This window comes from Streptomyces sp. ISL-94 (assembly GCF_018614075.1).
In the GTDB taxonomy this organism is placed as follows: Bacteria; Actinomycetota; Actinomycetes; order Streptomycetales; family Streptomycetaceae; genus Streptomyces.
Window position 1 is genome coordinate 1 of sequence record NZ_JAGGOZ010000100.1, and the last position, 10,149, is coordinate 10,149.

At 73.0% G+C, this 10,149-nt stretch carries 13 protein-coding genes; 3 read left to right on the forward strand and 10 right to left on the reverse strand.

Annotated features, from left to right (window positions below):
- Positions 1 to 34 precede the first annotated feature (34 nt).
- The gene (locus tag J7E94_RS27825) at positions 35 to 856 is read right to left on the reverse strand and encodes an NAD(P)H-binding protein (protein ID WP_215019564.1); all 822 of its coding nucleotides are present in this window, start codon (positions 854 to 856) and stop codon (positions 35 to 37) included.
- Between the two features lie 115 nt (positions 857 to 971).
- Between J7E94_RS27825 and J7E94_RS27830 the strand changes: the two genes are divergently transcribed.
- Positions 972 to 1,484 (forward strand): MarR family winged helix-turn-helix transcriptional regulator, encoded by a 513-nt coding sequence (locus J7E94_RS27830; RefSeq protein WP_251057322.1) that lies wholly within the window; start codon positions 972 to 974, stop codon positions 1,482 to 1,484.
- 113 nt (positions 1,485 to 1,597) lie between these two features.
- On the opposite strand, the gene J7E94_RS27835 is transcribed toward J7E94_RS27830, so the two are convergent.
- The 6 genes from J7E94_RS27835 to J7E94_RS27860 form a co-directional block, all read right to left on the reverse strand.
- Positions 1,598 to 1,894 (reverse strand): DUF3303 family protein, encoded by a 297-nt coding sequence (locus J7E94_RS27835; protein ID WP_215019565.1) that lies wholly within the window; start codon positions 1,892 to 1,894, stop codon positions 1,598 to 1,600.
- A 167-nt stretch (positions 1,895 to 2,061) separates the two neighbouring features.
- On the reverse strand, positions 2,062 to 2,724 hold the full coding sequence (locus J7E94_RS27840; RefSeq protein WP_215019566.1) for an NADPH-dependent F420 reductase: 663 nt from the start codon (positions 2,722 to 2,724) through the stop codon (positions 2,062 to 2,064).
- Positions 2,725 to 2,758: 34 nt separating this feature from the next.
- Complete coding sequence (locus J7E94_RS27845; protein ID WP_215019567.1) at positions 2,759 to 3,400, reverse strand: disulfide bond formation protein B; 642 nt, start codon at positions 3,398 to 3,400, stop codon at positions 2,759 to 2,761.
- Between the two features lie 11 nt (positions 3,401 to 3,411).
- Entirely contained in the window at positions 3,412 to 3,576 is a 165-nt protein-coding gene (locus J7E94_RS27850; RefSeq protein ID WP_215019568.1) for a DUF5993 family protein, read from the reverse strand.
- A 68-nt stretch (positions 3,577 to 3,644) separates the two neighbouring features.
- Positions 3,645 to 5,039 (reverse strand): HAMP domain-containing sensor histidine kinase, encoded by a 1,395-nt coding sequence (locus tag J7E94_RS27855; RefSeq protein WP_215019569.1) that lies wholly within the window; start codon positions 5,037 to 5,039, stop codon positions 3,645 to 3,647.
- 10 nt (positions 5,040 to 5,049) lie between these two features.
- Positions 5,050 to 5,736 carry a response regulator transcription factor gene (locus J7E94_RS27860; RefSeq protein WP_215019570.1) on the reverse strand — a complete coding sequence of 229 codons (687 nt, stop codon included), beginning with the start codon at positions 5,734 to 5,736 and terminating at the stop codon, positions 5,050 to 5,052.
- Between the two features lie 79 nt (positions 5,737 to 5,815).
- Here J7E94_RS27860 and J7E94_RS27865 point away from each other — a divergent pair, with 79 nt between their 5' ends.
- Positions 5,816 to 6,346 (forward strand): hypothetical protein, encoded by a 531-nt coding sequence (locus tag J7E94_RS27865; protein WP_215019571.1) that lies wholly within the window; start codon positions 5,816 to 5,818, stop codon positions 6,344 to 6,346.
- A gap of 18 nt (positions 6,347 to 6,364) precedes the next feature.
- Here J7E94_RS27865 and J7E94_RS27870 read toward each other — a convergent pair whose 3' ends face one another.
- The 3 genes from J7E94_RS27870 to J7E94_RS27880 all read right to left on the reverse strand — a co-directional run bounded on the left by J7E94_RS27870 (position 6,365) and on the right by J7E94_RS27880 (position 8,484).
- Entirely contained in the window at positions 6,365 to 6,991 is a 627-nt protein-coding gene (locus J7E94_RS27870; RefSeq protein ID WP_215019572.1) for a bifunctional 2-polyprenyl-6-hydroxyphenol methylase/3-demethylubiquinol 3-O-methyltransferase UbiG, read from the reverse strand.
- Positions 6,992 to 7,141: 150 nt separating this feature from the next.
- Positions 7,142 to 8,029 (reverse strand): fused MFS/spermidine synthase, encoded by an 888-nt coding sequence (locus tag J7E94_RS27875; RefSeq protein WP_215019573.1) that lies wholly within the window; start codon positions 8,027 to 8,029, stop codon positions 7,142 to 7,144.
- Between the two features lie 17 nt (positions 8,030 to 8,046).
- The gene (locus J7E94_RS27880) at positions 8,047 to 8,484 is read right to left on the reverse strand and encodes a hypothetical protein (protein WP_215019574.1); all 438 of its coding nucleotides are present in this window, start codon (positions 8,482 to 8,484) and stop codon (positions 8,047 to 8,049) included.
- A gap of 254 nt (positions 8,485 to 8,738) precedes the next feature.
- Between J7E94_RS27880 and J7E94_RS27885 the strand changes: the two genes are divergently transcribed.
- On the forward strand, positions 8,739 to 10,070 hold the full coding sequence (locus J7E94_RS27885; RefSeq protein WP_215019575.1) for a tetratricopeptide repeat protein: 1,332 nt from the start codon (positions 8,739 to 8,741) through the stop codon (positions 10,068 to 10,070).
- Positions 10,071 to 10,149: the final 79 nt, after the last annotated feature.

Sequence of the window (10,149 nt, forward strand, 5' to 3'; positions counted from 1 at the left end):
CGCCGCGCCCCGGCAAACCTTCCCGGCCACAGCACTAGGCGCCGAAGGCGTCGGCGTGGTCCTTCACCCAGGTCTCGAAGGTGCGGGCCGGGTGACCGGTGAGCTGTTCCACCGCATCGGTGAGCCCGAGCGGCAGGCCGTCCGAGGAGGCCCAGAAGTCGAGCAGGGCTTCGGCGTAGGGGCCCGGTATGTAGCCGTCGACCTCGGACTTCCACTGCTCGGCGGTGACGGCCTCGAAGGGTATGGGCCGCCCGAGGACCTGGCCGAGTATCGAGAGCTGGGTCGCGAAGGTCAGCGCCTGCGGACCGGTCAGGGTGTAGGTGCGGCCGCCGAGGGCCGGGTCGGTGAGGACGGCGAAGGCGGCTTCCGCGAGGTCGGCCTCGTGGACCGGGTCGCAGTAGGCGCCGGGGTAGGGCAGGTGGACCGGGCGGCCGGACTTCAGCGACCAGGCCCAGCCGAGGGCGTTGCTCGCGAAGGACCCGGGGCGCAGCAGGGTGGTGCGCAGCGGGGAGGCCGACAGGGCCTGCTCCACGGCGAGATGGGACGCGGACAGCGGGCTGTCGGCGGCGGTGGGGGCCAGCACGGAGGAGGAGGACAGGAGCACGACGTGCTCGACCCCGGCGCTGACGGCCTCCTTGACGAAGGCGTCGATGGCGGAGGCCTCGGCATAGAGGAAGACGGAGCGGACACCCGCGAGGGCGCCGGGGAAGGTCGTCGGGTCGGAGAGGTCGCAGCGGACGGTATCGGAGCGGTCCGGCTCGCGGGAGCCGAGGCGGTGCGGGATGCCGCGGGCGGCGAGGAGGGCGGAGAGTCCGCGGGCGACGGCGCCGCGACCGCCGGTGACGAGGAGCGACATGGTGATTTCTTCTCTCGGTTCTGTGTTTCTCGGATTCTCGGATTCTGGCTACGATGGATACGTGACACAGATTCTGCGTGGCGCATCCTCTGCGCTACACAGATAAATTTGGAGCATGGAGAAGCCGATGTCAACCGAGTCCCCTCGAAAGGGTGATGAGTGGAGCCGAGCCGAGCTGCTCGCGCGCATCGTCACCGAGAGCCAGCGGCACTATGCCGACTACTCCCTCTTCAACCAGGCCATGGCCGACCACGTCGGCCTGCACCCCACCGACATGCAGTGCGTCGCCCTCCTCGACATGGAGCCCGGACCCGTCAGCACCGGCGACATCGCCCGCCTCACCGGCCTGACCTCCGGCTCCGCCACCCGCCTCGTGGACCGCATGGTCAAGGCCGGCATCGTCGAGCGGCACGCCGACCCCCACGACCGCCGCCGCTCCCTCGTCTCCCTCTCCCCCGAGGCCCGCAAGCGGATCGGCGCCGCCTGGGACACCCCCGGCCGGGCCTTCGGAGCCGTACTGGACAGCTACTCCGACTCCGAACTCGCCCTCATCGCCGACTACCTGCACCGCGCCGCCGAGGTCGGCCGGGCCCAGGCCAAGCAGCTGACCTCGGGCGAAACCGGCTGACAGGGGCTTCCGAAGGGAGCCGTGCGCAGCAGCCGGGCCGGTGCGGGGGCCGGCCACGGCCACGACCCCCGCCCCCGATCACCCCCGCCCCCCGATCGCCCTGAGGACCGCACCTACGAGGAATGCAACGCCCCCAGCGCCTTCGCCAGCTCCTCGGCCTTCATCACCGGCGCGACCTCGATCTCGGCGTGGAACTCCTGGAACAGATCCCACGTCAGCGACGGCATCATCGCGCTGTCCTGCAGGTCGAAGACGATCCAGCAGGACCGCACGCCCTCGTGCAGGCCGAAGTAGGCCGCCTCCGGCTTGACCGTTTCCATCAGCTTCTTGATCGCCTGGGGCAGAGCCCCGCTCTTGATGCCCTCGTTCGTGGCGGCCGTGTCCATGTGGGCCCTGAGCATGACTCTCATGCTGGCTCCTTCCGTCACGGCCACCCTGGGCGGGGCCGCCGGACGCGGCAACATCTCGGCCACCGTCCGGGCGGCGGCCGTACGGGGAGACACCGTACGGGGGAAGCACGGCCGTACAGGGGACGGTTGTACGGCGGGGCACACGGGGGCGCTCCCGTACGGCCGTCTTACGCCCCCTGGATGTGGAAGTTGAAGTCCGTGTGCCCCAGGGCGCCCATCAGCCGGAGCCAGACCGGAAGCAACATCTCGGCGCCCCGGGCCGTCTCGATGCCGCCCAGGTCGAGGATGCTCCGCTCCCGCCAGCCGAAGGAGTGGAGCAGCGCCCGTACGGCCTTCTTCGCGTCCGCGTCGTCGCCCGACAGGAAGACGTGGTGCTCACCGGCGACCCGGCCCGGATCGACCATGATCCGGCAGTTCATCGTGTTTAGCGTCTTGACCACCCGCAGGCCCGGGAAGGTGCGCTGGATCAGCTCGCCCAGGCTGTCGGTGTCCACCGGGTCCAGGATCGGCGGGAACCCCCGCGAGAAGTCCAGCGGGTTCGCGACGTCGATCAGGATCTTGCCGTCCAGGTGATCCGCATCGGCCGCCGTGAGGGCGGCGATGCTGACCTGCCCGCCCGTGGCGTTGACCAGGGTGTCGCCGTCCCGCGCGGCCTCCGCGAAGCCGGCGAGCCGCACCTGGGGCTCGAGCGCCTGCCACTCGGCGTACTCGGCGCGCCCGGCGGTCGCCTCGGGGTCCCGGGTGCCGATGACCACCTCGTGGCCCAGGGAGGCGAGCCGGGCGGCCAACGTCCGGCCGGCGATTCCGGTGCCGAGGACTGCGTAGCGCATGCCCGATTCCTTCCGTTCAGCCGGGGAAGCCCGGCTAGTCCATGATCCCGACGTCGTAGAAGAACTGATACCTGGCCGGGTCGTCCGCCAAGAACCAGTGGAAGCCCTCCTCGAAGAAGACGGCCACGACGTTGACGGCGATGACCAGGCCCAGGAACCACAGCGCGAGCATTCCCGCCATCCGCAGCGGCCCCGGCCCGGTCGCCGGCACGGAGCGGTCCGCCGTCGCGTGGGCGAAGGCCAGGGCGATGCCGACCGCGACCACCGAAGCCTGGAAGAGGATCCACGCCCACACGTACAGGTGCAGGCCGAAGACCTCGCTCCCGTACCCCTTGTCGCCGGGCAGGACGTGCAGCATCGTCTGCCGCCACGAGGCGAAGGAGCCCGCGATCGCGGCGACGAGGGACAGCCCCCAGCCCGTCATGTAGTCGCGGCCGGTCACCACGCCGTGCGCCAGCGCCGTCCGGACGATGTACGCGGCGCCCATCGCCGCCAGCAGCATGAACATCCGCTGCACGATGCAGAGCGGGCACGGGTACTCCCACATCTCGAACTGGTAGAAGAGGCCGCCGCAGACCACACCCGTCCAGCCGATGGCGAAGAAGCAGGCGAACCAGTACTGGGCGCGGCCGAGCAGGCCACCCGTCGGTGTCTCCTCCGGGAGAAGGCTGTGCATCACGGCCACCATCAGTAGCTCAGGGTCAGAGCGAGGCTGCTGGTGATGTGGTGCGCCATCAGCAGGACCACGGCGAGCAGCACGGTCCACCACGCGCCCAGCACGACCGCCCGGGACGACTCCCGGCACATGGCGACCAGCGTGGCGAGGAGGCCGCCGAAGATGAGGGTGTCCATGCCACGGACCGTACCCATGGAACGGACATACCGCCCGCGAGGCGCGCCCCTGGCCCTCCCCCGTTACGTCAGTTGCTGCGCCGCTTGCGCCGGCCGCGCCGGGTCCGGACCCCGCCCGGGCCGCCGCGGGTCCGGCCGTCCAGGCCGATCCAGACCCGCACCTCGGTGCCGCCGAGCACCGAGCGCCCCAGCCGTACGTCGCCGCCGGTCGATTCGGCGACCCGGCGCACGATGTCCAGGCCGAGGCCCGTCGAGCCGTCGCGGGCGCCGTCGTTGCCGCGGCGCAGGGCGGCGGCCGGGTCGGCAATCCCGGGGCCCGCGTCCGAGACGAGCACGATGACCGCGTCACCCGCGTCGTGGACGTCCACCGCGAAGGGGGTGCCCTCGGGGGTGTGCCGGAAGACGTTGCCGAGCATGGCGTCGAGGGCCGCCGCCAGTTCGGGCCGCGCCACGGGGATCCGTACCGTACGGTCCACCCCCGCGAGCCGCACCTCGCGGCCCTCGTCCTCCGCCAGCGCCGACCAGAAGGCCATCCGGTCGCGGATCACCTCGGAGGCGTCGCAGCCGGCGCCCGCACCGGCGCCCGCACCGGCCAGGCCGGTGGCGGGACGCTGTTCGCGGGCCGTACGGATGATCGTGTCGACCTCCCGCTCCAGCTGCTCCACGGCCGCCCGGGTCTGCTCGGCGGCCGGGCCGTCCCCGAGCGAGGCCGTGTTGAGCCGCAGCACCGTCAGCGGCGTCCGCAGCCGGTGCGACAGGTCGGCGGCCAGCTCCCGCTCGTTGGCGAGGAGTTCCACGACCTGGTCCGCCATCGCGTTGAACGCGACGGCCGCCGAGCGGAGCTCCTTCGGTCCCGCCTCCGGCACCCGGGCCCCCAGCCGCCCCTCGCCCAGCTGGTGCGCGGCGTCCGCGAGCCGCTCGGCCGGCCGGACCAGCCGTGCGCCGAGCCGGTCGGCGACCGCCACCGAGCCCACGATCAGTGCCAGCCCGACCCCGGCGAGCACCAGCCAGGCGGTCGTGACGCCGTTGCTGACCTCGCTCTCCGGTACGAAGACCTCCACGACGGCGATGTCCCCGGAGCCGAGCGCGATCGGCTGGAGCAGCGCCGAGCCGCCGCCCGCCACCGAGGCCGTCGTGGCCCGCCCCATCCGCCGGGTCTCGGCGACGACGCGCTCGCCCGCCCGGCCCTCGCCGATGTCCACCGGCGCGTCGGCGCCGATCGCGGGCACGTGGACGGCCATCCGCCGGGCCGCGCCCATCTGCGTGGACTCCACGGCCTTGCGCAGCTGCACCGGATCGGTGGTGATCGACAGGGTCGGCCCGATGGTGGCTGCCTGCCGCTCGGCGTTGGAGAACGCCCGGTCGCTGGCCATCTCCTTCACGACCAGCCCGAGCGGCACCGCGAAGGCCACGACCACCATCACCGTGACCGCGAGGCACACCTTGACCAGCGCCCACCTCACTGCGCTCTCCTCACTGGGGCGGCTCCAGCTTGACGCCGACACCCCGCAGCGTGTGCAGGTAGCGCGGGCGGGCGGCGGTCTCGCCGAGCTTGCGGCGCAGCCAGGACAGGTGGACGTCGATGGTCTGGTCGTCCCCGTACGACTGCTGCCAGACCTCGGCGAGCAGCTCGCGCCGGGCCACGACCACCCCGGGCCGCCCGGCGAGGAAGGCCAGCAGGTCGAACTCCCGGCGTGTGAGGTCCAGTACGGTGCCGTCCAGCTCGGCCTGGCGGCGCAGCGGGTCGATGGCCAGCCCGCCGACGCGCAGGACGCGCGAGGGCGGCTCGGCCGCGGCGGCCTGGGAGCGGCGCAGGACGGCGGCCATCCGGGCGGAGAGGTGCTCGACGGAGAAGGGTTTGGTCAGGTAGTCGTCGGCGCCGTCGTTGAGCAGCCGGACGATCTCCGCCTCGTCGTCGCGCGCGGTCGCGATGATCACGGGTACGTCGGTGATGCCGCGCAGCATCTTGAGCGCCTCCGACCCGTCGAGGTCGGGCAGCCCCAGGTCGAGGATGACCACGTCGAAGCGGTGGTGCGCGACTTCGCGCAGGGCCTCCAGGGCGGTTCCGACGCTCCGCACGGTGTGCGAGGCCTCGGTCAGGTGCCGGATGAGGGCGGAACGTACGAACTGGTCGTCCTCGACCACGAGCACACTTGCCATGGCTCGCACCGTAGCCCATTCGGGGGACCCGGGGAGGGGCCGAGCGGCTCTTGTGGCAGGTGGTGCAGTATGTCCCCTGATGCTTCGAGGACTTGTACATGCCATGGCTTGGACGCTGGCGACCGGGGCGGCGGTGACGCTGTCCTGGTGGGGCGTGCACACCGTCATGTCGGGCACGGCCTACGATCCGCCGCTCGCGGTACCGCTGGCCGGGCAGCCGCTGTCCTCCTCGACCCACCGCGCGCAGCTCGCGCAGTCGCCGCCCGCCGCGCCGTCCGCCTCCCCCACCCCCTCCGCCTCGCCGTCCCCGGAGCCCTCGCCCGCCAAGCCCTCGCCGAAGGCTTCGGCCAGCCCCCGCGCCGACGAGAAGACGGACGAGGAGGACCAGGGCAACGTGAAGGCCTACCCCGTCTCGGGCGGGCGGGTCGTCTTCTCCCTCGGCGCGTCCTCGGCCGAGCTGGTCTCCGCGACCCCGGCGGCCGGCTGGCGGATGCAGGTGTGGAAGCAGGAGACGTGGATCCGGGTCACCTTCACCCGGGACGGACGCGAGGTGTCGGTGTTCTGCACCTGGCACGACCACCCGCCGCTGGTGGAGATCGTCGACCCGTAGAGGGTGCGGCGTGGGGCGTCAGCGGGTCGCGGGGACCGTGCCCACCAGTACGAACTCGTTGTACGGGAAGACCTTGCCCATCGGGCGGGGGAAGGGGAAGGAGTAGGTGCGGCGCACCGTGACCCCGGCCTTGTCCGCGTGGCTGCGCAGCTCCTCGAAACCGACCCACCGGATGTGGGTGGCGTCGGAGCGGAAGCCGACCTCCTGCGGGGTGATCAGGACGAGGGAACCGCCCGGCTTCACCAGCGGAAGGTACTGCGCCAGCAGCGCGGCCGCGGTCTCCTCGTCGACGTGCTCCAGCACGTGCGCGGCCAGCATGCTGTCGAAGGACCCGGGCCCGCAGTCGGGGGCGGCGGCCAGTTCGTCGGGGGTGTAGGCGGTCAGTCCGCGCTCACGGCAGGTCTGCACGGAGTGCGGGTTGTGGTCGACTCCGACGCTCTGCGGGCCGCAGTTCAACAGGTTCCGTCCCAGGCCGCAGCCGATGTCCAGGACCCGGCCCAGCTTCAGCCGCTGCAGGTTCCACCGGTACGGCGCCTGCGTCGGCAGCAGCCGCTTGATCCCGGACTGCTCGAGGCGGGCAAGCCGCTTCGTGTAGTCGGACGTGGCGGTGCTGGGGGTTTCGGGGTTGGCGGGGGATTCAGACATCGTCGGCCGTCTCCTGACGCGTCGTAGAGGGGCAGCCCTCCCGGGGATCCTCAGGCTACGCATGGTGGCCGCCCCGCGGGAGACCTCTGACGATCTTTATCCGAAGTTCCCCATCCGCATCCGGTGGAGCCCCTGATTCCCGTGCTTTCCCTAGCGGAAGACCGAGGGCGGCGGCTGCGGCGAGGCCACCGCCGAGGCATCGGCGACCGGCGCCGCGCCGCCCGCGAAGTCCGCCAGGGCCCGGCCGTGCTCGACCCGGCCCGGGTGCGGGTCGCTCGCGACCCGGCGGGTGAACTCCGCCACCGGGAGCTCGCGGTCGGCGGCCACCAGGACCGCGTTGCCGAAGCGTTTCCCCCGCCACACCACGGGATCGGCCGCCAGCGCCAGCTCCCCGAACCGGGACGCGGCCGTCGCGATCTGCCCCCGCAGGTGCGCGAGCGGCGGGCCGTCCGCGAGGTTGGCCACGTACCACCCGGTGGGCGCCAGGGCACGGCGTACGTCGTCCAGGAACTCGGTGCTCGTCAGGTGCGCCGGGGTGCGCGCGCCGCTGAACACGTCCGCGATCACCAGGTCCGCCCAGCCGTCCGGCACCTTGGCCAGGCCGGCCCGCGCGTCCACCGCCCGGACCCGGACCCGCGCCTGCGGGTCCAGCGGCAGGTGTTCCCGTACGAAGGCCACCAGCGCGGCGTCGATCTCCACGATCTGCTGGGTGGAGCGGGGGCGGGTGGCGGCGGTGTAGCGGGCGAGGGTGAAGGCGCCGCCGCCCAGGTGCACCACGTTCAGTGGTTGCCGGGCGGGTGCGACGAGGTCGATCAGGTGGCCGATCCGCCGCTGGTACGCGAAGTCCAGGTACCCGGGGTCCGCCAGGTCCACGTGCGACTGCGGGGCCCCGTCGATCAGCAGGGTCCAGGCGTCCGCGCGCTCCCGGTCGGGCTCCAGCTCCGCCCGGCCGCCGCCCACCTGCCCGACGACCGCCTCGGCGCCACCGCGTCCGCGCTGCTGCTGCCTGCTGCCCTTGCCTCTGTCCTTGCCTGCCACGACCCCATTGTCGCCGGTCAGCGGCAGTTGTCGGCGGCCTCGATCAGCCGGGCCGCCTCGCCGAGTGCCGCCCGCAGCACCGCGGGGTCGGTGACCGGACCGACGGCCTCCGGCGGGAGCAGCCAGCCCGTGCCGCCGGCGCTCGGCGAGACCGCGTCGCCGAAACGCATCCCGCGCCCGTTGGTCTGCGTGCACGCGCTGCCCGGCAGGTCCCAGGCGTCGGCGGTGCCGGGCGGAACGAGGAAGCCGAGGGTGTCGCCGGAACCGTCGTGCAGGACCGGGCCGACCCCGCCGGCCTCGCTGGCAGCCCGGCGGATGATGTCCACCGCCTCCAGCCCCTGCCGGGTGGGCACGGTCACGAGGTCGAGATCCGGCTCCGGGACCGCGACCGCGACCGGGACCGGGATCAGGGCCGCGCCGGGCGCGGGCGCGGTGTTCGTTCCAGTGCTCTCCATGCCGCCCTCCACCAAGGGAACCCCTCCTCGATCCGTATCCGCATGGGTTCAACGCACGGGAACGTCAACGGGTGCGGCGGCAAGACGCTGCAAAGGATGGCAGTTCATGGCGGATGGCGGGTGAGATATCCCTTTTGTAGCCAAACACCGCATGTACCACCCCTCGTTGGCGGTACGTTCATGCGCGCCGGGCCCCACCTCACTTCACCTGTCACGGCACCGGCACTGCGTTCCTTGCCAGAGAGGCCACGTCCATGGCGGCGTCCCCCCACTCACCCAACTCCACGTTCCGGCGGCTGCGCGGGCAGCGCTCCCCGGCCGAGTTCGCGGCGCTGGTGCGCCGGGCGGCGAAGGAGATCGGCGAAACGGTTTCCTGCGACGCCCGCTACATCGGCCGGGTCGAGTCCGGCGAGATCCGCTGCCCCAACTACGCCTACGAGCGGGTCTTCCTCCACATGTTCCCCGGCCGCACCCTGGCCGACCTGGGGTTCTCGCCGCGCGAGGCCGTCCGGGGCCGCTCGGCGCAGCTCATCGGCAGTTCCGGTTCCGGGCCGGGTTCCCGTTCCGGCTCCGCTTCCAGCTTCAAGGAGAGCGACGTGCTGCGTCGCGCGTTCATGGCGGGCGGCTCCGCGACCGTGGCGGCCGCGACGCTCAGCCTCACCCTGCTCGGCGACACCCGCCGGGTCCCCTTCCGCGCCGGCGAGTCCGAGGCCGCGGCCGTCGAGGACGCCGTACGCCAGATCCGGCTCCTGGACGACCGGCACGGGGCCGACGCCCTCTACCGCAAGGCCGCCGGGCCCCTGCGCACCGCCTACGCGCTGCTCGACGCGGGGGCCGCCCGGCAGTCCACCGAGGACCGGCTGCACGCGGGCGCCGGCGAACTGGCCGTCTCGGTCGGCTGGCTGGCCCACGACTCCGGCCGCTTCGACGACGCCCGCTCGCACTACGCGGAGGCCCTCGCCACGGCCCGGGTCTCGGGGGACGCGGGCCTGGAGGCGCACGCGTTCAGCAACATGGCGTTCCTGGCGCGGGACTGCGGCCGCTCGCGCGAGGCCGTACGCGCGGCCCAGGCGGGCCGACGCGCCGCTCGCTCGCTGGGCTCCCCGCGGCTGCTCTCCCTCCTGGCCCTGCGGGAGGCGGGGGGCTGGGCGGGTCTGGCCGACCGCAAGGCGTGCGAGGAGGCGCTGGCCCGGGCCCACACGGAGTTCTCCCGGGGGGAGGCGGGCGCGGACCCCGAGTGGATGTCCTTCTTCGGCGAGGCCGAGCTGGAATTCCTGGAGGCCAGGTGCTGGTCGAGCCTCGGCGAGCACGCCCGCGCGGCCCGGCACGCGCGGCGGGCCGCCGACCTCCAGGACCCGCACTTCGCCCGGAACGTGGCCCTCTACACCGCCGAGCTGGCCGGTGACCTGGCCCACGCGGGGGCCCCCGACGAAGCCGCCTGGGCCGGTGGCCGGGTGCTGGACCTGCTGACCGAGGTCCAGTCCACCCGGATCCGCTCGATGCTGTCGGAAACGGCCCGCGCGCTGGTTCCGCACCAGCGGTCACCCCGGGTCGGCACCTTCCTGACCCGGCACGCCACCGCCTGAGGGCCCCGGCCCCGCGCCTCAAACGCCGGCGAGGCTGGAGTTGGCCTGGGGCCCGGACTTCGGGCGCGGCTCAAGGATT